We start from the raw sequence: 24104 nt of genomic DNA, 5'->3' as shown, positions 1-24104 counted from the left end.
ACAGTATAAGACACAAACCTGGCAAATTAATCCCTGTCCGAATAAAACACGGTTGAACGAAGCATAGACTATGCAGGATTAACAATAATTCAATCGTGGTCTAAAAATAGTCCCATAACGTTATCAGTGAGCACGATTGGATAAAAACAATTTAATCATAGAATTAGCGATCATTATTTGTCAGGCTAGCCGCAGACGAATTGCACTTCCTGCCGGAAGTAAGGAATAGCTATGAAATCAGGACGCTATATCGGTGTGATGTCAGGCACCAGCCTGGATGGGGTGGATGTGGTGCTGGCTGCCATTGATGAAAATATGGTGGCACAGCAGGCAAGCTACTGCCATCCGATGCCAGCCGCGCTGCGTCAGGCGATTCTGGGAGTGTGTCAGGGGCAAACTCTGACGCTGTCGCAGCTTGGCCAGCTTGATACCCGCCTCGGCCAGCTCTTTGCTGAAGCCGTGGTGACATTGATGAAGCGTGAAGCGCTGGAGGCCAGTGACATCACGGCGATTGGCTGTCATGGTCAGACCGTCTGGCATGAGCCCCAGAGTGACGCACCTAATACGCTGCAGATAGGTGACAATAATCAGATTGTCGCGGCGACCGGCGTGACGGTGGTGGGTGACTTCCGCCGCCGTGACATGGCGCTGGGTGGGCAGGGTGCGCCGCTGGTGCCTGCCTTTCATCAGGCGCTGCTGATGGATGCCACTGAACGCCGCATGGTGCTGAATATTGGTGGCATTGCCAATCTCTCGCTGCTCATCCCGGGTCAGCCAGTGCGCGGCTTTGATACCGGCCCTGGGAATATGCTGCTGGATGCCTGGATCTGGCGCAATCAGGGGCAGCCGTATGACAAAGATGCACAGTGGGCGCGCAGCGGAACCGTGATTCAGCCACTGCTGGAGGCGCTGTTGCGTGAGCCATGGTTTGCGTTGCCGCCGCCGAAAAGCACCGGGCGCGAACACTTCAATCTTGGCTGGCTTGAACAGCATCTGCGCTATTTCCCGGGGCTGGCCCCACAGGATGTGCAGGCCACACTGGTTGAGCTGAGCGCCATCACTATCACGCAGCAGGTGTTACTCAATGATGGCTGCGACCGTCTGCTGGTGTGTGGCGGCGGGAGTCGTAATCCCCAGCTGATGGCGCGCCTGGCGGCGCATCTTCCTGGAACGGAAGTCACCCCTACTGATGCGGCGGGAATCAGTGGCGATGACATGGAAGCGCTGGCATTTGCGTGGCTGGCGTTTCGCACACTCTCCGGCCTGCCGGGCAATCTGCCTGCGGTAACGGGCGCACGGGAAAAGAGTGTGATTGGCGCAATCTATCCGGCCAATTCTCTCTATCGCCGTTAAGCGGGGATGGCGGGGGCACTTTGCCCCCGCGCTATGACAAGCGGCCGTCAGGCGGCGCCGGAGAGGTGCGTCAGATTGCGGACTCCGGTAATGACCGTAGCAACCATGGTTTCGCGTCGGGTAATCACCTCAACCTGGTAAAACCGGCTGCGGTAGGCGATAGAATAGATAATGGGATGGTACTTATTACCTTCTCCGTAGCGTGAGTAGTGCGCTTCAAGCGCACGGGTCGCTGCCAGGATATGGGAGGGCTCTTTATCACCGCGGATGATTTGCTTCATTCAGTTCCTCAAATGCTGTCCCTGGAGTCACGTCGCACGCATGGCGCGTAGCGCTGGCCTAAACACTGAACATCTGACTGCTAAACATTTAATCACTGACTGGGTAAGGTCTGACTGTGACGCGGGAAGATGACAGAAAGATGATCCCCCGGCGCTGTTAATTATTTAGCAGCCGCCGGGAAATCCAGCAAGGCAGGGGATTGAAAATTCATCCAAATCGCAGTGGAATTAAACCAGCTCGGGCCAGGCGACGGCTGCAAGGCCATTAAGTTGCGGTTGTGAGAACAGGAAACCCTGGAACTGAGTCACGCCTGCCGCTTCAAGCCACATCCACTCTTCTGGCTTTTCAATGCCCTCGGCGATAACGCCGATCTCCAGCGAGGAGCAGCATTTCAGAATGGCATGAATGATCGCCTGCTTGGGCCCGCTTTTATGCACATCCGAAATGATGGCACGATCAATCTTAATCTTGTCGGGCTGAATGCGGGTCAGCAGCGAAAGCCCGGCAAAGCCGGCACCAAAATCATCCAGCGCCAGGCTGATGCCGGCGGCTTTCAGCTGCCTGATAGCGGCTTCAAATGCCTCAGGTTGCGAGATGATTTCATTCTCGGTGAATTCCACCATAATCTGCTCCGGTACCAGCCCCTGGGCAGCAATCTCAGCCAGCAAAAACGGCACCGCGTCGGGCATTTCCACCAGAGTCATCGGCAGCAGATTGATCGACAAGGTCATCCCCTCGATCCCCAACTGCTTTGCCTGGGCAAACGCGACCTTTTTAGAGGTCAGATCAACCTGATAGAGCTGCTCCCGAGACAATCGGGAAAAATAGGCCAGCGGGGATTCACCCTGTGGGCCACGCAGCAGGGCCTCCAGCGAGACAATTTCGCAGGCAAAAGGATCGACGATAGGCTGAAAAGCAAAGCTGACGGCATTCTCAGCCAACAGTGCCGCGTCGCCTTCGCGCTGTTCTGATTCGTTACGGATAAACGTCCAGCCGCTGGCGGCTGGAATTTCAAAATAGTTCTCTTTTTCCCGCGCTTCGACAAAAGTTCGCAGGAACTGCAGGGCACGATCAGCGTAGGTCAGCTGATATTTCGTGGTGCATTTTGCCAGCACCGCTTCCAGCACCGTCTCTTTATCATGCAGCCGCAGATCGAACAGCTCCATTCCGACGTGACCAAAACGACGCGCTGGGGCGTAGTCACGCAGCAGTTCGACCAGATTATGATGGCGCGGGTCCTGGCAAATCCGGCTGTAGACCGCCTTAACCGCCGCCTCTGGACCTTCGAGCAGTTGGAAAAAGTGCGTGCCATTGAACAGCAAAATTCCGGTGACATTGGATGATTTATTGATTTTATTCGCTTTTAACGCCAGATCATTCAGGGTTTTCAGCGGCACATTCTCTGTAATGTGGCTGCGATAAATGATTGTCGACAACATAAAGTTTTCCGGAATTTTTAATTTTTGTTAACACACTTTACCAGAAGGTTCTCTACGGGAGAACGTGGGGCCGTGTGCCTTTCTCGCCAGCGCAATATTTAGTCTTTACTCGGTAACGCTGAATCGCCCAGTCCCAGAGTACGCTGCATAAAAACGGTATCCAGCCAGCGGCCCTGTTTAAAACCCACCGATCGCAGAATGCCGGTCATTTCAAAGCCCGCGGCGCGATGCAGGGCAATCGAACCCTGATTCTCGCTGTCACCAATGTTAGCGATCAACTGGCGATATCCTGCCTGCTCAGCCCACCTGATGGCATGTGCTAACAGATGTGAACCGGCTCCACGCTTTTGAAATCCGGGATCGATATAAATAGAGTCTTCCAGCGTATGCCTGTAGGCATGCCGTGGACGATAGGGGGCCAGATAGCAAAATCCACGGACGTCACCTTCACTGACAGCGACGAACCACGGCAGGCCCGCCTGCTGAACTTTACCTATCCGCTCGCCAATCGCGTCAGCGTCGGGCGGCACGGTCTCAAAGGAGCCGGTTCCGTTAATGACATGCCAGGCGTAGATTTGCTGAATCGCTGTGATGTGGCGCTCATCAGCCTCAAAAATTTCCATTATCTGGTTTTACCCCAAAAATCTGCACCTGGTGAAAAAACAACGGTATAGCGAGAGGTAAGAGGTCGCAATATAAATATTTCGCCTTTCAATGATTTTTTATAGCGCCGTTCTCCAGGAAAAGTCCTGGCAGGTATAGTTAAATAAAACAGGTGGATTTAGTGCCACGACTCAATGGCGGTTAAGCCTATTCTGAAAACGGTGTTCGTCAGATGATCCGGGCCAGAGTTAACGTTATTATCTTTGCAATCAGGGCAGGGGCGATTATTTATCTGGAGGCGTGGCGTGATGCGATTTGTGGATTTTCTGAATAGTAAGCAGGGGCTGCATGCAGCCAGAAATCACTGCTTTGAATTAAATGGCGTGGTGCTGGGCCATTTCACGGCGCTATTTCTGCACGACAATCAGATTATTTTCACTAAAGACGGTAAGCAGTGCGCTGTGCCTTATTACCTGGGTCCTGAAGACGATTTACTCCAGCAGCAAATTAATCCTCGCATTAAAAATATCCGCGCTATCTGATTCGCGCGGGTGATTGTTATCACGCGATAGAGTCCGCCACGTAAAATTATTACGCCTCATTCTCCGGATACCTATTTTCGGGCTGTCTGGCATGGCACGTTAGCGACTATTAATTACGTTTGCCGGCGATTTTATTTCTTTCATCTCCGCCTGTTTATTTAACCGCCTCACCGCTGTTCTCTGCCGGTAAAACAAACAGCAACAGCAGAGCAACGATCGCAAAGAGCGTTAAGGCCGTAGTGGCACCCCAGCAGGCGTAGAGCTGGCCAAACAGCAGCGATCCCACAACCTGACCTACCGCCAGCATAAAAAACAGGATGCCGACGCCAGTCGCCGGGTCTTCGGCGGTGGCGCGAGCGCCCCAGACCAACAGCACGCCCGACAGGGTAACGTAACCTGCGCCGCAACAGGCAACCGCGATACCTAAGCCGATAGATTCACCATGACTCAGGGCCAGCACCAGCAGCGGCAGTGCCATACCACACAATGACAGCCGGTAAACGCCATTTAGCCCTATACGGGCAGCGACCAGGCCGGTTGCCGCACCCACAATGCCTGCACTTCCCGCAATCAGCCAGAGTAAGCGGGCGGTATCTGCATCAACACCGACATGCTGACGCAGAAGCGCCGACCCAAAGCTCCACCAGGCTGCACTGACCAGGCCCGACGTCAGCGCGATACCCATCAGCTGACGCATAGCGCGGCGATACAATCGCTGCTGCCAGTGACGCACTCTGGAGGTACGTTCCGCCGCTTGATCCTTTAACACGCGTATTACCGGCAGCACACAGAACAGTGATAGCAGGGCAAACAGCAGGCAGGCCGCGCGCCAGCCGCCTGGCAGCATGCTCAGGATCACTACCGTCAGGATAATGCCCGCGCTGGTACCTGCATTAATCAGCGTATTTATGCGCGGCTGACGTGCTGCAGGAATTCTGTGACTGACTGCCGCGGCCAGTGCGGGTGAAGCCAGACCAGAACTCAATCCGGCGATAAACAGTCCGGCCGCCAGCATCAGTACTGACGAGGCACTGGCGAGCAGAAGCAGACCTGCCGTTGCACTGAGTGAGGCCAGCAGCGCGGTCACGCGTGTGCCATAGCGATCTGTCAGCGCGGCTGAAGTGAGAATAGTGAAGCAGTAAGCCGCAAAGCTGCATGCCGACAGCAGCCCCGCCTGCTGTGGGGTAAACGGGATATCTGACGAGATAGCGGGCAGCATCAATCCCCATGAGAAGCGGGCCATGCCATAAGTCGCGGCGATCAGACTGAAGCCGGTGAGTGCCAGGGCGGTAGACGATCTCATCCGGTCACGCCGTTTTGACGCAGTAGCTGACGGGCGACCTGAGCCGCCTGTCGGGCTGCGGCGGGACCGGTGAGCAGCGCCGTAGTAATCGCGCCTTCGAAGAGTATCCAGATGGCATCACTCAGTTGCCGATCTTCAGCACCGTACAGATGCGTCACACACTGTGTTATGTAGTGGCGCATTGTGGCACGGAAGGCCAGTGCCTGAGCGGCCAGCTCACTGTCACGCTCAGCGTATTCCCCCCAGGCTTTCAGGAAGAAGCAGCCGTGGGCACCGTTCGCCCTGGTCCAGTCGCCCAGCACCACAAACAGCTGCTCTATCGCCTCTGGCTGTTGCGGTGGCAGCAGTTCAGCCATAAAACGCTGCTCGCGCGCACTCAGCACGGCAGAGGTCAGTGCTTCGCGTGAAGCGAAATGATGATAAAACGTACGCGTAGAGACGCCGGCTTCCCGACAGAGTTGATCGGTGCTGGTGGCGTGAAAGCCATGTGTGTAGAAGAGCCGCTCGGCAGCCTGAATGATATCGTTTCTCTTTTTCATGACTCAAAAGTAAACCGATCGTTTTACTTTTTCAAGCCCATTCCTATTCTTTGCACACGGCGGTATTGATAAATCCCCGACGGCGGGCACACTGGCGCTTCGCTTAAAGGGGCGCTGGAGGCTGCTTTTTTTCTTACTCAGTCTCTGTTTATCAATACTCATACTTACCCCGGCGGGGGTTAATTTTGTTAGTTGTGACTCTAATCATAACGGAGGGTACTTACAGGGAATGCTTGCCGGTTTAATCATTAGACTGTTGTTTTTAATGCATTATTTTAAGTTTTGCTGATTTATTGATGCATTAGCATTACAAATACAATCGGGGGTGTAAAACGGGTGGGAATGTTTCAGTGCGTCGAATGCCTGAAGCGATGTAAACGGCAAAAAAGGGTATATTCTCAAAGTCAGTTTGAGTTACGCAATAAAGTGGTTTTAGGGATAATTCTCAGTTAGTTTAATAACACTTCAGATTACAACAAAAACCTCTTACGAATTTTGGTTCGTTTTTAAGATACATACAGCAACTATCAGGATGACTACCATGCTTAAAGCCAGCTATTATTATCTGTGCCCGCGCCCCATGGGTGGATGGATTTTACACAAAGAAGGTTGCGTTAATCTGTCAAAGAACGACAAACGCATTTTTATTGGTTCACTTTATACCCGCCAGCAGGCGCTGGCCGTGGCAAAAGTTCATCACGCAAATGCTATGCTCTGTAATGCCTGCCTGAGCACGTTTATTTGCCCGACCAGTAGCAGTACGGCAATTAAAACGGCGCGTGCGGCAACGCCAACCCGTCATACGCCAAGACATTAATGTTTTCACATTAATTTGCTGTATAAAAAAGAGAATAAAGCGAATTAATCAGGACAGGTGCTCAGAATATACAGGCAGCGTAATAACGCTGCCCTGATATTTATGCCTGCTTAGGCTGACCATTTGATGCGGTAATTCCGCCATCGACCGGCAAATTAACACCTGTAATATAACTGGCTTCTTCGCTGGCAATAAACAGAATGGCATGGGCGATATCATCGGATTTCCCGGCGCGCTGCAGCGGAATACGATCGTAAAAGCGCTCCATCAACTCCTGGTCCTGACTGGCATCTTCAGTCAGATCGGTTAAGGTAAAGCCAGGACAGATTGCATTGACCCTTACGCCATCTGCGCCGTAGTCCATAGCCAGCGCACGGGTGAAGTTGGTAATCGCCCCTTTGGCTGCATTATAAATGCTCATGCCCCAGTCGCCGCCTAAGCCGGAAACGGAAGAGATGTTGACCACGTTGCCTTTGCTTTTTAGCAGGGCAGGCATGAAATAGTGCACACCATGGAAAACGCCATCAAGGTCGGTTTTCATCAGGGTTTTCCATGCGTCGAGTCCGACTTCATGAACGCGGCCCTGCACGATAACACCTGCATTATTCACCAGCACGTCAACACGGCCATATTTCTTCAGCACGGTTTCTGACAACTGCTTAACCTGTTCGGCTTCTGAGACGTCGCATGCTGCCACCAGGTGGTCGCCCGGTGTCATCCCAGCCAGCGTCTCTTCCAGTTTCTGTGCGGTACGTCCCACCAGCACCACTGATGCCCCTTCTTCAGCGAAGCGCTTCGCGCTGGCTTCGCCAATGCCGGACCCGGCACCTGTCACAACCACAACTTTCTGCGTAAATCTGGACATCATGCCTCCTTATCAGCATCAATTCTTACTATTAACAACCGGTTAAGCCTGGCACCCATTGGCAGAAACACAAGCGCAGCGCGAAATGCGCTGCGCCAGATGACGGCTTTTTAACCGGAGTTAACGGCTAGGGACGTCTGAAAAGGGCGAAACTGCGTCCTTCCAGTTCGAAATCCTTCTCTTTGGTGATCACCAGACCGCGCTTCGCGGTGTCGCTGGTGGTCAGCTCCAGCACCCAGCCACCTTCACCGAACTGCGGAATGCGGAACGGCACATTGCCTTCAAACGGGTTAAGCAGCATCAGTACGTCATGCCAGATGCCTTCCTCGGTCTGCAGATCCGGCCGGCCGATATAAACCCCCAGCGTTGAGCCTTCATCCCACTGCTCAGACTGCTGGAAGCCGCCACCGGCGTTAAACCATTTGATATCCATACCGTCGCGCCAGTTTTCGCGGCGCAGCAACGGCTGTTGAGCACGCAGCGTCAGGATCTGACGAGTGAACTCGCGCAGTGCCTCAGCAGACTCGGGCAGGTTATCCCAGTGTACCCAGGAGATTTCGCTGTCCTGACAGTAGCCGTTGTTGTTGCCCATCTGGCTGCGGCCAAATTCGTCGCCTGCCAGCAGCATCGGCGTGCCGTGAGAGAAGATCAGCGTTGCAAGGAAGTTACGTTTCTGACGCTCACGCACCGCGTTAATGCCTTCGTCATCGGTCGGGCCTTCAACGCCGTAGTTGTATGAGCGGTTGTCGTTGTGACCGTCGTTATTATCTTCGCCATTCTCATCGTTATGTTTGTCGTTGTACGACACCAGATCGTTGAGGGTGAAGCCATCGTGTGCGGTAATGAAATTGACGCTGGCCCACGGACGACGGCCGTGCTGATCGTAAAGGTCGCCAGACCCCAGCAGGCGGGCGGCAAAGTCGGTAGAGACGTTGTTGCCTTTCCAGTAATCACGCACGGTATCGCGGTACTGATCGTTCCATTCTGCCCAGCCAGGCGGGAAGCTGCCCACCTGGTAGCCGCCCGGACCGATATCCCAGGGTTCGCCAATCAGCTTTTTCTGCGACAGGATAGGGTCCTGCATGATGGCATCGAAGAAGCCGCCGCGCGGGTCGAATCCATCGGGCTCACGACCGAGAATGGTGCCGAGGTCAAAACGGAAACCGTCGATATGCATCGACTCTGACCAGTAACGCAGGGAGTCGAGCACCATCTGCAGCACGCGCGGATGTGAGGTGTTGACGGTATTGCCGGTGCCGGTGTCGTTGATGTAGTAACGATGCTGGTCTGGCATCGTACGGTAATAGGAGAAGTTATCGATGCCCTTAAACGACAGCGTCGGGCCCAGCTCATTGCCTTCGGCGGTGTGGTTGTAGACCACGTCGAGGATCACTTCGATACCGGCATCATGGAAGGCACGCACCATGTCACGGAAGCCCTGAATGCCGCGCGGCCCGAAATAGCGTGTCGCGGGCGCAAAGAAGCCCAGCGTGTTGTAACCCCAGAAGTTTTTCAGCCCTTTATCCAGCAGATGCTGATCATCCGGGAACCAGTGCACCGGCAGCAGTTCAACCGAGGTAATGCCCAGGCTTTTAATGTAGTTGACGGTCGATTTATGGCTCATGCCGTCAAAGGTGCCGCGCATCTCCGGTGGCAGCGCGGTATTGAGCTGCGTGAAGCCTTTGACGTGGGTTTCATAGATGACGGTTTTCGGCCACGGCACGTTCGGGCGGTTTTGATCGTGCCAGTCGAATTCATTAGGATCGATAACCCGGCACTTTGGTGTAAACGGTGCGCTGTCGCGGGTGTCGAACGTCAGATCTTTATCGTCGTGGTAGAGATCGTACGCGAAGTGTGCCTCGTTCCAGGCGATATCACCCGCCAGTTCACGCGCGTACGGGTCGAGCAGTAACTTGTTCGGGTTAAAGCGATGACCATTTTCCGGATCATAAGGGCCATAGACGCGATAGCCATAGAGGGCGCCGGGTTTCAGCCCCGGAATGTAGCCGTGCCATACTTCGTGGGTATATTCCGGCAGTTCCAGCCGGGCAATTTCCGTTTTGCCGCTGGGATCGTACAGACAGAGTTCAACCCGCTCGGCGTGGGCGCTGAACAGGGCGAAGTTCACGCCCTGACCATCAAAGTTGGCCCCCAGTAAATGGCTGTAACCCGCCGTAATTTCAAAACGCTGACTGTTTGACATTTATGCCTCGTTATTCAATGAACAGATTGACGCGTATAAAACATTAATGCCGGTTTTCATTTTGCGACCAGCACAGCGCACCACTGTGCCGCCAGCGCTGTAAGCGGCAACTGGTCGCCTGCATCAAGCGTTTTACCGCTCAGGACATCCTGATACTCACGCTGGCTCAGTGCCGCAGGCAGGGCGATGACCGTATCAGCCCAGCGCGCGGCAGGTGGCTGATCAAGATTCTCTGGCAGCGCGTTAAACACCCGGCGTGACACAATTACAATCACCGCCTGATCCTGAAGCGTGCGGGCAAAAGCCAGCACCTTATCCTGCTGCTCGCCCTCCGCCGACAGCGCCAGATAGTCGCCGTGACGGAACAGCTCAGGCTGCTGCTGACGCAACGCCAGTAGCTTCACAATTGCCTGCTGATTGACCTGACCATGCAGCCAGTGCGCTTCGCTGCCGTCGTGCTGTGGCGCCGTAAGCATCGCCGCCAGGGCATCGAAATCAGGCTCGCGGCGGTTATCGGGATCGACCAGGCTGAAGTCCAGCGCCTCGCTGCCCTGGTAAATATCGGGTACGCCAGGTGCGGTAAGTTTCACCACGGTCTGGGTCAGACTGTTAACCAGTCCGGCACGCATAAAGGGTTGCAGCGACTGGCAGAAGTCATTGAGGAATGCGCTGTTAGCGGGCGCGAGCAGGTGACGGGCATAACCCAGCACCGCCTCTTCATAGGCGTCGTTGTTATCGGCCCAGTCGGTGCGGAGTTTGGCTTCACGCAGCGCTTTCTCCACATAGACCACAAAGCGGGCTTCCAGCGCCGCCAGGCCGTCGGCATCCTGCGGCTGAAGCGTCGTGGGCCAGACCCCGGCCAGTGCTTCATACAGCATCCACTCGACGGCCGGCTCCGGTGCCGGACCATCTTTCAGCCGAACGACATGATCCTGATTGATCTCCCGCCAGCGGCTGACGCACTCCGCCCAGCGCTGCGGCGCTTCGGTCAGCGTATAGAGACGCGCACGGGCATCTTCACCGCGCTTGGTATCGTGCGTTGAGGTGCCTGACAGCGCATCGGGCTGATGTTCGCGCCGCGCCTGCATCTCGGCATGAAACTGATCCAGCGAGAAGTGACGTGCCAGCGGTTCAGCGCCGACTTCATTCAGCGCCAGCGCCATATGCTGACGGAAGAAGAGGGTGTCCTCGACTGATTTCGCCATCAACGGCCCGGTCAGCTGCTGGAAGCGGGTGCGGAACTGCGTGGCATCGTCGCGAGCAGCGTCGGCAACGTCAGCGCGCAGAATACGCGTCAGGAAGTCGAGCGCCTGGGTGTCTGGCGCGTGGTCGCTGGCTTTGACCTCGCTGACCACCTGTTGCAGCAGCGCGGTGTCGGCGGGTGTCAGGCCTTCTGGCGTGCCATAGGTGCGATAAACCGGAAAGGCAACCAGCAGTTCCCGCAGCGCATTTTTCAGTTCCGCCTCCGGCTGTGGTTTGCCGTCTGCATCGGCAATCTTCAGTGCCAGTTGTTGTAACCGGTTAAATTCACCGGCGAAATTGCGGTTCGCCATCAGTAGTTTGGCGGCACGCAGCTCTGCTTTCATGTCAACGGTTTTGCCGATAACGGCCTGATACGCCTTGCGCAGGCCGCTCAGGCGGTCGCTGTCGACCAGCAGATTGGCGAGGGCAGCCATAAACTCATACCCGGTGGTGCCGGAAACCGGCCACTCGTCAGGCAGCTGTTCGTTGTCGCCGAGGATTTTCTCCACGGTAAGATAGCAGTCGGGACCGGCAGCCTGGCGTAACTGCTCCAGATAGCCGCGCGGGTCGGCCAGACCATCCACGTGGTCAACGCGCAATCCCTGCACCGCGCCGCTGTGGACCAGTTCGAGGATCAGCTGATGTGCGGCATCAAAGACCGTTTTATCTTCCACACGCACGCCCACCAGACCGGTCACTTCGAAGAAGCGACGGTAGGAGAGATTGTTGGGCGCATCGCGCCAGGAGATCAGTTGCCACGGCTGCTGGTCATGCAGTTCAGCAATCTGTGCGGCATCACGCAGGGCCAGTACGGCCTCTTCCCGATCCTGCCAGGTCTCCGGCTTCAGCGGATAGAAATTATCGAAGTAGGCCAGCGCCGGTTTGCCGGTTTGCGGATCGCGCTGCACGCTGATTTCACCTTTTTCCAGCACCGCCTCAAAAGTGTCACCGAGGAACGGCAGCGTCAGGCGGCGCGACCAGTCGATATCGAAATAACGGGCATAGCGACTCTGTTCGCCATGCTCAATAACGTCACGCCACCAGGTGTTCTCCAGCGAGGCGGCCATATGGTTAGGGACGATATCGAGAATCAGCCCCAGACCGGCGGTTTTCAGCGCGGCAGCCATGCGATCAAAGCCTTCACGGCCGCCAATCGACGGCTCGATCTGGTTAACGTCGGTCACGTCATAGCCGTGAGTCGACTCTGCGGTCGCGCTGAAGATCGGCGACGCATAGAGGTGGCTGATACCCAGCTGTTTCAGGTAGGGCACCAGCGCCGCCGCACGGTCAAAGGTCATGCCGTTGCGGAACTGAATGCGGTACGTTGCGGTTGGAATATTCATTCTGCTTCTCTCTTTTCCAGACGCACGACAATCGCGTTGGGAATCAGTTCGGTGGCGGTCTGCGGCCAGGCAAACAGGGTTTCGCCCGGTAAATCCGGGATCGGCTGCGTGCTGTCGCCGACGTTCAGCGCCAGTGACAGTGTGCCCAGCGGGAAGTCCCAGCGAACGGCCAGGAAACCTTCTGACGTTTTCACTATCTGACCGGCATCACCCCCGGCCGTCTGCAGCAGCGGCACAATATGTTCCTGACGCAGCGCCAGCAGATGACGCGTCAGCGCCAGCCACTGCTGACCTTCCGGCGTTTCTGTGCGCGGCCAGTTAAGCTTCGACTGTTCAAAGGTGGTGACATCATTGGGATCCGGCACCGTTTCGCCGTGACCGGCATGGCCTTCAAACTCGCGGGCGCGACCTTCACGCACAGCTTTCGCCAGATCGCCGTGGAAATCGGTAAAGAACAGGAACGGCCGGGTTTCACCATACTCTTCACCCATAAACAGCAGCGGGATGTGCGGCGAGGCCAGTAACATGGCCAGCAGCACCTGCGTCCGCTCTGCACCTGCCAGCGAGACCAGCCTTTCGCCCTGTGCACGGTTACCCGTCTGATCATGGTTCTGGATAAAGTCGACAAAGGCGACAGGCGGCTGACGGCTGCTTTTCACGCCGCGTGGCTCACCCGACTGCGGTGAAACCTCGCCCTGATAGACAAAGCCTTCGGCCAGCGCCCGCGCGACCCGCTGTTCCGGCTGGTCGGCGAAATCCTGGTAGTAAGCGTGCGTTTCACCGGTTGCCAGCACATGCACGGCGTTATGGAAGTCATCGTTCCATTCGCCGGTGAACAGCGGCGCTTCTCCGTTTTCATCACGCGGATGCAGGAAGGTGACGTTACGGCAGTCTTCGGTAGTGAGATGAACAGGGCGATCGGTAATGGTGGCGCGGATGCGCTCAGCAATCTCAATCAGCACATGTTTTTCGCTCGGATCATCAATCTGATCGATGGCGTCAAAGCGCAGGCCATCCAGATTGAACTCCTGCAGCCAGTAGAGCGGCGCTTCCACGATATAGCGGCGTACCGCATCCACGTCATAGGCGATACCCGCGCCCCACGGCGTCTGGCGCTCTTTGTGGAAGAAGTCTGGCGCCAGCAGCGGCAGATAGTTGCCCTCCGGGCCGAAGTGGTTCAGCACGATATCCAGCACAACAGACAGACCATGGCCGTGCGCCGCATCGATAAAGGCTTTGAAATCATCGGGCGAACCGTAGGCAGCATGGGGTGCATAGAGCAGCACGCCATCGTAGCCCCAGCCGCGATTACCGCCAAACTGCGACACCGGCAGCACTTCAATCATGGTGATGCCGGTTTCAGCCAGCATCGGCAGTTTTTCAATTGCCGCCCGGAAGGTGCCTTCAGGCGTAAAGGTGCCGATGTGCAGTTCATACACTACCGACTCCTGCCACGGGCGGCCCTTCCAGCCTGTGTTTTGCCACTGATACGCATCAGGATCGATCACCAGCGACGGGCCGTTAACCTCCGCTTTCTGAGCGCGGGCGGCGGGATCGGGCACGGTCGTGCCATCCGCCAGCACAAAATCATATTCGGCATTTGCTGCCACACCCGCGGCCTGGGTTTCAAACCAGCCATCTGCCTGCGGTGTCATTTCAATGTCTTTGCCGGAGAGCCGCAGCGTCACGCGTTGCTGACCGGTTGCCCAGAGGCGGAAACGCACCTCATCACTGGCAACCCGTTCAGCGCCCCAACTTTTAAAAAAAGATTTGGATTCCATTCAGTTGCCTCATTTAGCCTGGAAATACGCGATGGCGGCCACCGCGTGAAAAGGATGTCGATGACGTAAGCGTCAGAAATCATAAACCGTGCAGCGAGACCAGGATGCCAGGTGGGCTGGCGCGTCTCTTCAGCCAGAACGCAGGACTGATGTTCAGCGTTATGCGGCGGGAAGGGGGGAGTGAGACCGCTTCCACGCGGCATACAGAAAGTAATCATAGACTAAGATGTTGCAATCGCAGGGCGGCGAGGTGTCTGGTGGCATTAATTTGTGTTAATTACCCTGAATCGGCCTCTGCCTGGGGAAAGGAGACGGTGCAGGCGCAGAAAACCCTGCCGGATAGCGAGGATTCGCTATAAGCTTAAGCGCGATCGCGCAGGTCGTACTGGATGACCTGCGGCGCTGAACACTTCAAAAGGATGTTACGTGAGGAAACGCGTTCTGTTAGCCACGCTCTTACTGCTCGCCGCCTGTTCTAATCGGGTCGGACATCGGCTGGACAACAGTAATCTGCAGCAGATTCATGCCGGTCAGACCACCAAAGCTCAGTTGATTGCGCTGTTTGGTCAGCCTGACAGTGAAACGCCTTACCCGGACGGGCAGCGGCTGCTGAAATGGACCTACAGCGAGGCGCGCACCCTGAACACCACCGAGGGGCAGACGCTGACCGTGCAGATGAAAAATGACAAAGTGCTGAACTATGCGCTCAGCAAGAGCTAAGGCTTAGCTAAGTTTACTACGGCGGTGGCAGGAGATTGCCACCGCGCATCATCGGTTACTGTATGCCGCTCTGCTGCGCATCCCGGCTCTCGGGCCGTGGCTGAGCCAGTCGGGCGAAATCGGAACCTGCCGGATGCTGGTAGATTTGCAGTTCAAACACGCGGGCTATTGCATAGATATACTCAAAAATCGCCGCCTGGGTATTTTCATAATCCGCCCAGAAAATTGATGAGGTGAAGCAGTAGATCTCCACCGGCAGCCCATCCGGCGACGGCTTCAGCGGCCGTACCACGATATACATCTCTTTCATAATGTCATCGCGTTGGGCCAGCCAGGCAGACAGGTATTTACGGAACACCATCAGATTAGTGATGCCGTTCTCCATAAACCAGCGTTCGCCGACGGCATTGATATCACGTCCATCCAGCAGCTCAGTGATCGTTTCACCTGCAAGGCGGATCTGGCTCATCGATTGCAGCATCTCCTGATTCACAAAGGTGATCGACTTCTGATCCAGATGAAAGCTGCGCATGATGCGGCGCGCGCCCGACGAGAACATCGCCTGCCAGTTGGTGTAGGTTTCGGTCAGGAAGTTCTTGGTCGGAATACGTGAAATAGTGTTATCCCAGTTGCGGATGGTGATGGTATGCAGCGCAATGTCGATCACCTCACCGCTGATGTTTCTGTCCGGCATCTCAATCCAGTCGCCCAGTTGCAGCACATCGTTGGAGGAGAGCTGAATGTTCGCCACCAGCGACAGGAGCGTATGCTGGAAGATCAGCATCAGCACCGCGGCAACCGCACCCAGCGAGGAGATAATAATGGCAGGTGACTTATTGGACATAATCGCCAGAATCATGATTGCGGCGATGATATGCACCAGGATTTTGCCAATCTGGATATAGCCCTTGATCGAGTGATTCTTGCGCTTGGATTTGCGCGTATAGGAGTTGTTAACAATCTCCAGCACTTCGTTGAAGAAGATCGACAGATAGACAAAAAACAGGATGCCGCAGATGGTCTGAATCGCCACTTTCAGGTTTTCAGGCAGGCCTGGCATAAATTGCAGAAAGTTGTAGACCACAATCACCGGCACAAAATTTGACAGCTTCTGAGAGAGGCGAATGTCCTTATCCAGTGGCACACCCTTTTTATGGCTGCTGAAAAAGACCTTCCTGATCACTTTGACGATGAAGAATTTGCAGATCAGGTGAGTGACCAGCCCGGCCACGATCAGCAGCAACAGGCTAAAGCTGATCGACAGCACTCTGTTTCCCTCTATAAAACTCATCAGACTCTGAATGTAATGCATGTTAACCACGTGCGAAAAAGTAAGGGGCGAATTCAACCACAGCACAGGGTCGGTTGTTAAGCGTCAAATGCGTTCAGGCAGAGCCGCAACTTTATTCTGTCCTGAGCGGCGCGCTGGCTGCGCCCGGCAGGTGGCGTCTTGTTAACTTCTTTGTTCGCAGACTCAGATAAATCTCAAGCCAGCCGATAACCACTCTAACTTCTCTGATATGAGCCTGCAGACATGCTTAAAAATCTTAAAATAACCCACGGTATTCTGGCGGTGCTTGCCGTCTTTATTACGTTACTGACCCTGACCGGATTTCTGTTTTACAACGGCGTCTCAAACGCCGACAAAAACTTCGTGGCAGCAGAACAGCTGACCCTGCAGCAGCAGCACCTGAGCGATGCGGTGAAAACCCTGATTAAAACCCGCGTTACCATCAACCGCGTCGCTATCCGTTTCCTGAAAAACCAGCAGGATCCTAAATCACTGGCCGCCATCGCCACGCTGCTGGAGCAGGCGGGCCAGTCTGCGGACAGAGCCGATGCCGACTTTAAAGCCTGGCAGGCGATGCCACGCAAAGAGGGGCAGAGCGAAGCGCAGTCGGCGCAGGTTCAGACCGCCTATCAGCAGATGCATGAGACCATGCTGGCCTCAATTACCTTTTTAAAGCAGGGTAATTACGCGGCCTATGGCAACCTCGAAGCACAGGCGGCGCAGGACCAGCTCGACAGTGCCTATGAGGCCTGGCGTGCGGTGAACATCCAGCTGATGAAAGATACTTCAGAACATAACCAGCGTAGTCTGACAGATGCGCTCTGGGCGCTGCTGACGATTAGCCTGATCACTGGCGTGATTGGCGTGGCGGTCTGGTTGGGACTGCAAAAATTGCTGATTAGTCCGCTGGCCAGGCTGACAGGGCATATGCGCACCATTTCGGCAGGTGATTTAACCTCTGATATTCAGCACGAAGGCCGCAATGAGATGGGCCTGCTGATTCAGGAGCTGCAACAGATGCGCGATGCGCTGGTGGTGACCATTACCTCGGTCGATGACGCGACCCGCTCTATTTTTACCGGTGCAGCGGAAATTTCCGCTGGCAGCACCGATCTCTCTTCCCGTACTGAACAGCAGGCTGCCGCACTGGAACAGACCGCCGCCAGCATGGAGCAGCTCACCTCAACGGTGAAGCTCAACGCAGACAATGCGCAGCAGGCGACAACGGTGTCGAAAGAGGCGTCAGCCACCGCCCTGCAGGGCGGCGAAACCGTTGCCCGCGTTATCGCCAACATGGATCAGATCAGCGAAAGCTCGAATCAGATCGCCGGTATTATCGCCATTATCGACAGCATCGCCTTCCAGACCAATATTCTGGCGCTGAACGCTGCGGTTGAAGCTGCGCGTGCCGGTGAGCAGGGGCGTGGATTTGCCGTTGTCGCAGGTGAAGTACGCTCGCTGGCCGGACGCAGCGCCAGTGCCGCGCAGGAGATTCGTGGACTGATTGACCGTTCAGTGGAGCGCATTAAAACCGGTGCCGGTCACGCTTCCCAGGCGGGTATCGCCATGGAGAGCATCGTGAAGTCGGTGAGCCGGGTGACGCAGTTGATCGAAGAGATCGCTGCCTCCTCCACTGAACAGACCCGCGGCATTGAGCAGGTCTGCATTGCGGTTTCTGAGATGGATGGTGTGACGCAGCAGAACGCCGCGCTGGTAGAGGAGTCCGCGACTGCTGCTGCCTCACTGGAAGAGCAGGCGAGCTACCTGCGTAAAACGGTATCGGTCTTTAAAACCGGCAGCATGCACGCCGCGTTCTCCGCCGCACCGGTTGCGAAGGCGATTGCCGTGCCCAAACGTCAGCCTGTCGCCGTGACAGACAATGAGAACTGGCAGACTTTCTGATAATAAGGGTGAACCGATTTCTGGCTGTGAGACCGTGCCTGCATCCCAGCGCATTGAGTCTGGCCGTTGCTGCCAGATTTACCCTGATTCAGGTTTATCAGCAGCCATAAAAAAACCGCCCCCAGGGGCGGTTTTTTATTCACTTAACGCATCAGGCAGGAACGGACTGTGCCTTCTGGCTGCGTGACCAGACGCGGTGCGCTTTCATCGCCTGCGTAAAATCAGACATCAGTGCGTCCTCCGCCGCGTCGCCCTGCACAATGCCTTCTTCCTGATCGGCATCTTCCAGACCGAACTGCGCTTTAAAGCGACGCGCGTCGCCCACCAGACCAATCACCTTGAGGTGTTTGTAGGCTTCCAGCAGGAAGTAGCGGGCATCGCCGCTTAACAGCAGGGCATCAATATTACCATTCGGCACCATCACCGCATCAAAAGTCAGAGACGGCAGGCCGGCGAAGGTGGCATCGATCGGCAGCACAGAACCGTCATCCGCGCGCACCTGGCCCATATGCGGCGCCAGCAGTTTTGTGTGCACACCTTCCGCTTTCAGCGCCTGCAGAATCGCCAGCACATCCGCCGCCTTCACACCATCGCTCAGCAGCAGCGCCACCTGACGGCCTTTAATCTCACCATCCGGGATAGCGTAGAGGCTCAGGCTGTCATCTTTCGTCAGGCCATTCACCGCCGCAGGAGGCTGGATATTGCGCTGCTCATCGGTCAGGGCGAGTCCCAGATTATCCGCTACGCCCTGTGCCAGTTTAGTATCGATACGCGCCAGAAGATCCACCACGCGCTCACGGATGTAGGCACGGCCCACTTTACTCAGTTCAAATGAGTAGGCACCAATGATGTGCTGCTGTTCGACTTCTGTCTGGCTGTTCCAGAACAGGCGCGGCTGGGAATAATATTCACCAAATGAAGGGCTGCGCTCGCGCACTTTGTGGCCCTCAACCCGCTCCTGATAGCTTTCGAAACCGCCGCCTTTCGCAGCCGGTGGCGTTTCGCGCGGCCAGTTGTCGTTGATCGAGTTCGGCTCGTAGTTCGCCGGGTTGGTGTCGATGTCCTGGCGATGCATGCCCTGACGCTGGAAGTTATGGTACGGGCAGGTCGGACGGTTAATCGGGATCTCATGGAAGTTCGGTCCGCCCAGACGACTGATCTGCGTGTCGGTATAGGAGAACAGACGGCCCTGCAGCAGTGGATCGTTGGAGAAATCCAGGCCCGGCACGATATGGCCCGGGTGGAACGCCACCTGCTCGGTTTCCGCAAAGAAGTTATCCGGGTTACGGTTCAGCACCATCTTGCCGACAATTTCCACCGGCACCAGCGCTTCCGGGATCAGCTTGGTGGCATCCAGAATATCGAAGTCGAATTTGAATTCATCCTCTTCCGGGATTAGCTGCAGACCCAGTTCATATTCCGGGAAATCACCGGCTTCAATCGCTTCCCACAGATCGCGGCGATGGAAGTCGGGATCGCGACCGGTCAGTTTCTGCGACTCATCCCACAGCAGCGAAGCTTTACCGGCCACCGGCTTCCAGTGGAAGCGGACAAAGGTCGCTTTGCCTTCGGCGTTGATCAGGCGGAAGGTGTGAATACCAAAACCTTCCATGGTGCGATAGCTGCGCGGAATACCCCGGTCAGACATCGCCCAGATGACGTTGTGCATGGTTTCCGGCTGAAGAGAGACGTAATCCCAGAAGGTGTCATGAGCACTCTGACCCTGCGGGATTTCATTGTGCGGTTCCGGCTTAACGGCGTGCACAAAGTCAGGGAATTTATGGGCATCCTGAATAAAGAACACCGGCGTGTTGTTACCGACCAGATCAAAGACACCCTCTTCGGTGTAGAACTTGGCGGCGAAACCGCGGATATCACGTACGGTATCCGCAGAGCCAGCGCCACCCTGAACCGTGGAGAAACGCACGAACACCGGCGTGGTCTGCTCGGGGTCGCTCAGGAACTGCGCTTTGGTCAGATCTTTCAGTGAGCGGTAAGGCTGAAAATAGCCGTGTGCGGCAGAACCACGGGCGTGAACGATACGCTCCGGGATACGTTCATGGTCAAAATGCGTGATTTTCTCACGCAGTATAAAGTCTTCCAGCAGCGTCGGACCTCGCGAACCCGCGAGCAGTGAGCTTTGGTCATTGGCGATGCGCGTGCCCTGATTCGTGGTGAGGGCCTGATGGGTGCCGTTTTTACGGCTGGCTTCAAGCTGGTCAAGTTTGGCGCTGTGTGTCTGCGGCGCTTTCAGACTGCCCGGGGCGGTGGGCTGTTTGCCTGGCGGGGTCGGTTCGGCTGGGGGCTGATGCGAACCATCTTTCGGTGCCAGCGATCCCAGACCCGGTTCTGATGATTCCGGACCGGTGGTGGGGGCGTGTTCGCTCAGGGGTTTCTTCTCTGTTTCTTTCGACATGAATCTATGCTCCAGCTGTTATTTTACTTTCGACGACACTAAATATAGAACAACCTGAACAATACTGAGGGTAAACCGGCCATTTAACCGCTGTCACTGTCCCTTTTTTGTCCGGCAGAAAAACCACGCTTACGTCTGAATGTCTGTTATCGCTTCGCTTATCCACGCCTTGTGCCGTCTGGCTTAGCGGCGTGTCAGCCCGCACCCGCTATGCTGGCTACCTGCTTTGTAACCCTGTCAGATTCGCCTCTCGCCGGACTGCGTGATATTCCGCGAGAGGGTGAAAATCTATAAATAAAATTAATAGGGAGAGGTGTCATTCCTGATTGAGTTTAGAAATGTTATATCATAACATTTCATTTTGTAATGTTGACTGAGGATCAGGCTTTGACGAATCATGCAGGTAAATGGATGGGGATCATGGGCGCGCTGCTCATCAGCCAGCAGGCGCTGGCACATAGCACGCATACACATGGCAAACCGCTATCAGTAATGGAGCAGAAAGCAGCCGAAGGGGTTTTTGCTGACAGCGACGTGAAAGATCGCCCACTCTCTGACTGGGACGGGCTGTGGCAGTCAGTTTATCCGCTGCTGCAAAGCGGCGAGCTGGATCCGGTCTGGCAGAAGAAAGCGCAGCAGGACAAGAGCAAAACGGCAGAGGAGATTAAAGCTTATTATCGCAAAGGCTACGCCACCGACGTCGATACTATCGGTATTGAAAACGGGGTAATGGAGTTCCATGTCGGTGATCGGGTCAGCGCCTGCCACTATCGCTATGCAGGCCACAAAATCCTGACCTATACCTCAGGTAAAAAAGGGGTGCGTTACCTGTTTGAGTGTCAGGACGCCAGCAGCAACGCCCCGAAATATGTGCAGTTCAGCGATCATACCATCGGCCCACGCAAGTCTGCTCACTTCCACATCTTTATGGGTAATCAGTCTCAGCAGACGTTGCTGGCTGAAATGGACAACTGGCCAACTTATTACCCTTACCAGATGACAAATCCACAGGTCGTGGAAGAGATGCTGCACCATTAAGTGAAGGGCCGGGCTCGGATGGCCCGCTGATGACAGCGGGGTTTCTGTGACGCGCTGTCACTGCCTTTATCCCACCCAGGCCGGACGGCGTGAGGCGGGGATGCCGCGCACCACTCGCTGATACGACTCTTCAACCAGTTGCTGAATCAGGCCGGGTGAGAGGCCGTCACCCGGATACACCGTGATCCAGTGACGTTTATTCATATGATAACCGGCGGTGATCGAGGGATAGATCACCCTGTGCAGCTCTGCCTGCTGCGGTTCACACTTCAGGGTGATAATCGGCACGCCCCGCAGTTCCGTCAGCAGTAAAAACACTTTTCCACACACTTTATAAACCTGATGTTCCGGCCCGAAGGGATAGCCTGATTCGGCGGCGGGCAGCCGTTCAGCCGCGTCGATAGCGGTGCGCTGGATCTCGTGACCCTGCATAGTGATTCTCCCTGTCATGGTTAACCCCGATCTCTGTGGCCCGCGACTGGCTGGTCGCCAGAGGCCTGTTACACTTCTGATAAGCATAAATCAGGAGCAGACATGAAATTAGGTTTTGCATGTAAGTATCTCAATAGCGACGGTAAACAGTTTTTCCCGTTTCGCGCCACCACCCGTAAACGATTTCTGAGTTTACCTCAGGCTGAACGTCATCAGCTGATTCATGAGATTACCGTTACTAACCTTAATAATCTCTACCTGACACTGGAGCATCTGGCTACGTTACCGGCGCCACTCAGAATGATGCGCATCGGCAGCGACCTGCTGCCGCTCTATACGGTTCCCGAAGCCACGCCGCTCTTTGCGGAATTTCTGCCTGAGCTTTATCCACTCTTTGCCCGCAGTGGCGAGCTGGCGCGGACGCATCAAATCCGGCTCTCATTCCATCCGGGACAATATACGGTGCTGGCTTCCGATAATCCGGATGTGGTGACGCGCGCACTGGAAGATGTGGAGTATCACGCGCTTTGCGCCTGTCTCATGGGCTACGGTAAGACCTTCCAGGATTTTAAAATCAACATTCATATGAATGGCAGGGCGGGATTCGACGGTTTTAAACACGCGTTTACTCAGCTCAGCCCGGAAGCGCGGCGGATGCTGACGGTTGAAAATGATGAGATTTCCTGCTCGCTGGATGATGTGCTGCAGGCGGCACCCCTCTGTCCGGTGGTGCTGGATATTCACCATCACTGGGTAAAAGAGAGTGAGTTTATTCAGCCGGATGACGCGCGTGTTGCCAGCGTCATTGACTCATGGCGGGGTGTGCGGCCGGTGCTGCACTATTCGATTTCTCAGGAGGGAATTATTCCGGAGGAGGGCTGGCCCGATCAGCAGCAGCTGGGTGTGAGCAAAAGCAAACTGCGGGCGCACTCCGACTACTTCTTTAATCCGACGCTGAATGCGTGGGCACTGTCGTTCCAGGATTTCGATATCATGTGCGAAGTGAAAATGAAGAATCTGGCGCGGGAACCGCTTTATCAGTGGGGGATCGCGCAGAAACTGATAGGAAATTCCCTGGCCGAAGAGACCAGGGAAGCGGCGAACGTTAAATAATAGCCACGCCGCCCGTAACGGCGATAGTCGCGCCGGAAATGTAGCTGGCTTCGTCACTGGCCAGCATCACGTAGGTGGGTGCCAGCTCAGCAGGTTGACCGGCACGCTGCAGCGGCACTTCACTGCCAAAGTTTTTCACCTGTTCAACCGGCATGGTCGAGGGGATTAGCGGTGTCCAGATAGGACCGGGCGCGACCACATTAGCTCGGATACCTTTCTCTGCCAGCAGGGCAGCCAGGCCTCCGGAGAAGTTAATAATGGCGGCTTTAGTCGCGGAGTAGGCGAGCAGCTTCGGTTTCGGCTGGTCGGCATTGATCGAGGCGGTGTTGATGATCGATCCGCCCGCTGGCATGTGCTTTGTGGCCGCTTTAGTGATGTAGAACATCGCGTAAAGATTCGTTTTCATGGTGCGATCAAACTCGTCGTCGCTGATCTCCTCCAGCGACTCGCGTGTCATCTGATATGCCGCATTATTGACCACAATGTTAATCTCACCAAAGGCTTCAACGGCTTTATCAACCAGCGCATTACAGTGTGAGGCATCGGTGATGTCGCCTGGCACCAGCAGCGCTTTCTGACCGGCGGCCTCGACAAGCCGGGCGGTGTCCTGCGCATCCTCATGCTCATCAAGATAAGAGATCAGCACATCGGCACCTTCCCGGGCAAAGGCAATGGCCACGGCCCGGCCAATGCCAGAATCCCCGCCGGTAATAATCGCTTTTTTACCCGCCAGACGGCCGGAACCCTGATAGCTCTCTTCGCCGTGATCGGGCTGTGGCTGCATCGCGGCAGTACTGCCTGGCCACGTCTGCTGCTGCGCGGCAAAAGGGGGGAGTGGACGCTGAGTGGATGACATGACTTTTCCTCCGTAAAAAGGGAT

20 protein-coding genes are annotated in these 24104 nt (G+C 55.6%); 7 read left to right on the top strand and 13 right to left on the bottom strand.

Going from position 1 to position 24104, the window contains the following annotated elements; genetic code table 11:
- The first annotated feature begins 231 nt into the window (after window positions 1–231).
- On the top strand, window positions 232–1353 hold the full coding sequence (gene anmK, locus LQK91_RS05950) for an anhydro-N-acetylmuramic acid kinase (RefSeq protein WP_003850265.1): 1122 nt from the start codon (window positions 232–234) through the stop codon (window positions 1351–1353).
- A gap of 47 nt (window positions 1354–1400) precedes the next feature.
- On the opposite strand, the gene LQK91_RS05945 is transcribed toward anmK, so the two are convergent.
- The 3 genes from LQK91_RS05945 to LQK91_RS05935 all read right to left on the bottom strand — a co-directional run bounded on the left by LQK91_RS05945 (window position 1401) and on the right by LQK91_RS05935 (window position 3697).
- Window positions 1401–1634 carry a DUF4060 family protein gene (locus LQK91_RS05945; RefSeq protein ID WP_003850264.1) on the bottom strand — a complete coding sequence of 78 codons (234 nt, stop codon included), beginning with the start codon at window positions 1632–1634 and terminating at the stop codon, window positions 1401–1403.
- A gap of 228 nt (window positions 1635–1862) precedes the next feature.
- Entirely contained in the window at window positions 1863–3074 is a 1212-nt protein-coding gene (locus tag LQK91_RS05940; RefSeq protein WP_003850263.1) for a diguanylate phosphodiesterase, read from the bottom strand.
- Window positions 3075–3172: 98 nt separating this feature from the next.
- Window positions 3173–3697 carry a GNAT family N-acetyltransferase gene (locus LQK91_RS05935; protein WP_003850262.1) on the bottom strand — a complete coding sequence of 175 codons (525 nt, stop codon included), beginning with the start codon at window positions 3695–3697 and terminating at the stop codon, window positions 3173–3175.
- Window positions 3698–3985: 288 nt separating this feature from the next.
- Here LQK91_RS05935 and LQK91_RS05930 point away from each other — a divergent pair, with 288 nt between their 5' ends.
- Entirely contained in the window at window positions 3986–4219 is a 234-nt protein-coding gene (locus LQK91_RS05930) for a hypothetical protein (RefSeq protein ID WP_003850261.1), read from the top strand.
- 154 nt (window positions 4220–4373) lie between these two features.
- Here LQK91_RS05930 and LQK91_RS05925 read toward each other — a convergent pair whose 3' ends face one another.
- Both LQK91_RS05925 and LQK91_RS05920 read right to left on the bottom strand, forming a co-directional pair.
- The gene (locus LQK91_RS05925; RefSeq protein ID WP_003850260.1) at window positions 4374–5522 is read right to left on the bottom strand and encodes an MFS transporter; all 1149 of its coding nucleotides are present in this window, start codon (window positions 5520–5522) and stop codon (window positions 4374–4376) included.
- Complete coding sequence (locus tag LQK91_RS05920; RefSeq protein WP_003850258.1) at window positions 5519–6061, bottom strand: TetR/AcrR family transcriptional regulator; 543 nt, start codon at window positions 6059–6061, stop codon at window positions 5519–5521. Before LQK91_RS05920 ends, LQK91_RS05925 begins: the two co-directional genes overlap by 4 nt.
- 541 nt (window positions 6062–6602) lie before the next feature.
- On the opposite strand from LQK91_RS05920, the gene LQK91_RS05915 reads away from it, so the two are divergent.
- Window positions 6603–6878 (top strand): hypothetical protein, encoded by a 276-nt coding sequence (locus LQK91_RS05915; RefSeq protein ID WP_003850257.1) that lies wholly within the window; start codon window positions 6603–6605, stop codon window positions 6876–6878.
- A gap of 100 nt (window positions 6879–6978) precedes the next feature.
- On the opposite strand, the gene LQK91_RS05910 is transcribed toward LQK91_RS05915, so the two are convergent.
- The 4 genes from LQK91_RS05910 to treZ form a co-directional block, all read right to left on the bottom strand.
- Window positions 6979–7743 carry an SDR family NAD(P)-dependent oxidoreductase gene (locus LQK91_RS05910; protein WP_105099220.1) on the bottom strand — a complete coding sequence of 255 codons (765 nt, stop codon included), beginning with the start codon at window positions 7741–7743 and terminating at the stop codon, window positions 6979–6981.
- A 127-nt stretch (window positions 7744–7870) separates the two neighbouring features.
- A complete protein-coding gene (gene glgX, locus LQK91_RS05905; protein ID WP_003850253.1) occupies window positions 7871–9946 on the bottom strand; it encodes a glycogen debranching protein GlgX in 2076 nt (691 codons plus the stop codon).
- A 56-nt stretch (window positions 9947–10002) separates the two neighbouring features.
- A complete protein-coding gene (gene treY, locus LQK91_RS05900; RefSeq protein ID WP_105099219.1) occupies window positions 10003–12531 on the bottom strand; it encodes a malto-oligosyltrehalose synthase in 2529 nt (842 codons plus the stop codon).
- Complete coding sequence (treZ, locus tag LQK91_RS05895; RefSeq protein WP_105099218.1) at window positions 12528–14312, bottom strand: malto-oligosyltrehalose trehalohydrolase; 1785 nt, start codon at window positions 14310–14312, stop codon at window positions 12528–12530. Before treZ ends, treY begins: the two co-directional genes overlap by 4 nt.
- Before the next feature lie 426 nt (window positions 14313–14738).
- Between treZ and LQK91_RS05890 the strand changes: the two genes are divergently transcribed.
- Window positions 14739–15032: a hypothetical protein gene (locus tag LQK91_RS05890; protein WP_003850246.1), complete on the top strand. Its 294-nt coding sequence runs from the start codon at window positions 14739–14741 to the stop codon at window positions 15030–15032.
- 55 nt (window positions 15033–15087) lie between these two features.
- On the opposite strand, the gene LQK91_RS05885 is transcribed toward LQK91_RS05890, so the two are convergent.
- Entirely contained in the window at window positions 15088–16344 is a 1257-nt protein-coding gene (locus LQK91_RS05885) for a mechanosensitive ion channel family protein (protein ID WP_003850244.1), read from the bottom strand.
- Between the two features lie 222 nt (window positions 16345–16566).
- Here LQK91_RS05885 and LQK91_RS05880 point away from each other — a divergent pair, with 222 nt between their 5' ends.
- Entirely contained in the window at window positions 16567–18225 is a 1659-nt protein-coding gene (locus tag LQK91_RS05880; protein WP_105099217.1) for a methyl-accepting chemotaxis protein, read from the top strand.
- A gap of 151 nt (window positions 18226–18376) precedes the next feature.
- Here the strand turns inward: LQK91_RS05880 and katE are convergent, their stop codons facing one another.
- Window positions 18377–20641 (bottom strand): catalase HPII, encoded by a 2265-nt coding sequence (gene katE / locus LQK91_RS05875; protein WP_003848945.1) that lies wholly within the window; start codon window positions 20639–20641, stop codon window positions 18377–18379.
- Window positions 20642–21028: 387 nt separating this feature from the next.
- On the opposite strand from katE, the gene zinT reads away from it, so the two are divergent.
- Complete coding sequence (zinT, locus tag LQK91_RS05870; RefSeq protein ID WP_143756070.1) at window positions 21029–21679, top strand: metal-binding protein ZinT; 651 nt, start codon at window positions 21029–21031, stop codon at window positions 21677–21679.
- 66 nt (window positions 21680–21745) lie between these two features.
- On the opposite strand, the gene LQK91_RS05865 is transcribed toward zinT, so the two are convergent.
- Complete coding sequence (locus LQK91_RS05865) at window positions 21746–22111, bottom strand: MmcQ/YjbR family DNA-binding protein (RefSeq protein WP_008926210.1); 366 nt, start codon at window positions 22109–22111, stop codon at window positions 21746–21748.
- Between the two features lie 102 nt (window positions 22112–22213).
- Between LQK91_RS05865 and LQK91_RS05860 the strand changes: the two genes are divergently transcribed.
- Window positions 22214–23224 carry a UV damage endonuclease UvsE gene (locus LQK91_RS05860; RefSeq protein ID WP_105099216.1) on the top strand — a complete coding sequence of 337 codons (1011 nt, stop codon included), beginning with the start codon at window positions 22214–22216 and terminating at the stop codon, window positions 23222–23224.
- On the opposite strand, the gene LQK91_RS05855 is transcribed toward LQK91_RS05860, so the two are convergent.
- On the bottom strand, window positions 23217–24080 hold the full coding sequence (locus tag LQK91_RS05855; protein WP_003848953.1) for a glucose 1-dehydrogenase: 864 nt from the start codon (window positions 24078–24080) through the stop codon (window positions 23217–23219). The genes LQK91_RS05860 and LQK91_RS05855 overlap by 8 nt on opposite strands.
- Window positions 24081–24104 lie beyond the last annotated feature (24 nt).

The sequence above is a fragment of the Pantoea sp. MHSD4 genome (assembly GCF_021043305.1).
GTDB classification, from domain to species: Bacteria; Pseudomonadota; Gammaproteobacteria; order Enterobacterales; family Enterobacteriaceae; genus Pantoea; species Pantoea eucalypti.
The sequence above is the reverse complement of the archived record's forward strand: the minus strand, read 5'-3'. Positions and strand labels throughout refer to the sequence as shown.

Coding starts and splice junctions, on each gene's coding strand:
- anmK (WP_003850265.1), top strand. CDS start 232: ATGAAATCAGGACGCTATATCGGTGTGATGTCAGGCACCAGCCTGGAT.
- LQK91_RS05880 (WP_105099217.1), top strand. CDS start 16,567: ATGCTTAAAAATCTTAAAATAACCCACGGTATTCTGGCGGTGCTTGCC.
- LQK91_RS05940 (WP_003850263.1), bottom strand. CDS start 3,074: ATGTTGTCGACAATCATTTATCGCAGCCACATTACAGAGAATGTGCCG.
- LQK91_RS05915 (WP_003850257.1), top strand. CDS start 6,603: ATGCTTAAAGCCAGCTATTATTATCTGTGCCCGCGCCCCATGGGTGGA.
- LQK91_RS05855 (WP_003848953.1), bottom strand. CDS start 24,080: ATGTCATCCACTCAGCGTCCACTCCCCCCTTTTGCCGCGCAGCAGCAG.
- LQK91_RS05920 (WP_003850258.1), bottom strand. CDS start 6,061: ATGAAAAAGAGAAACGATATCATTCAGGCTGCCGAGCGGCTCTTCTAC.
- LQK91_RS05860 (WP_105099216.1), top strand. CDS start 22,214: ATGAAATTAGGTTTTGCATGTAAGTATCTCAATAGCGACGGTAAACAG.
- LQK91_RS05930 (WP_003850261.1), top strand. CDS start 3,986: ATGCGATTTGTGGATTTTCTGAATAGTAAGCAGGGGCTGCATGCAGCC.
- LQK91_RS05865 (WP_008926210.1), bottom strand. CDS start 22,111: ATGCAGGGTCACGAGATCCAGCGCACCGCTATCGACGCGGCTGAACGG.
- LQK91_RS05935 (WP_003850262.1), bottom strand. CDS start 3,697: ATGGAAATTTTTGAGGCTGATGAGCGCCACATCACAGCGATTCAGCAA.
- treY (WP_105099219.1), bottom strand. CDS start 12,531: ATGAATATTCCAACCGCAACGTACCGCATTCAGTTCCGCAACGGCATG.
- LQK91_RS05910 (WP_105099220.1), bottom strand. CDS start 7,743: ATGTCCAGATTTACGCAGAAAGTTGTGGTTGTGACAGGTGCCGGGTCC.
- LQK91_RS05885 (WP_003850244.1), bottom strand. CDS start 16,344: ATGCATTACATTCAGAGTCTGATGAGTTTTATAGAGGGAAACAGAGTG.
- LQK91_RS05925 (WP_003850260.1), bottom strand. CDS start 5,522: ATGAGATCGTCTACCGCCCTGGCACTCACCGGCTTCAGTCTGATCGCC.
- katE (WP_003848945.1), bottom strand. CDS start 20,641: ATGTCGAAAGAAACAGAGAAGAAACCCCTGAGCGAACACGCCCCCACC.
- glgX (WP_003850253.1), bottom strand. CDS start 9,946: ATGTCAAACAGTCAGCGTTTTGAAATTACGGCGGGTTACAGCCATTTA.
- treZ (WP_105099218.1), bottom strand. CDS start 14,312: ATGGAATCCAAATCTTTTTTTAAAAGTTGGGGCGCTGAACGGGTTGCC.
- LQK91_RS05945 (WP_003850264.1), bottom strand. CDS start 1,634: ATGAAGCAAATCATCCGCGGTGATAAAGAGCCCTCCCATATCCTGGCA.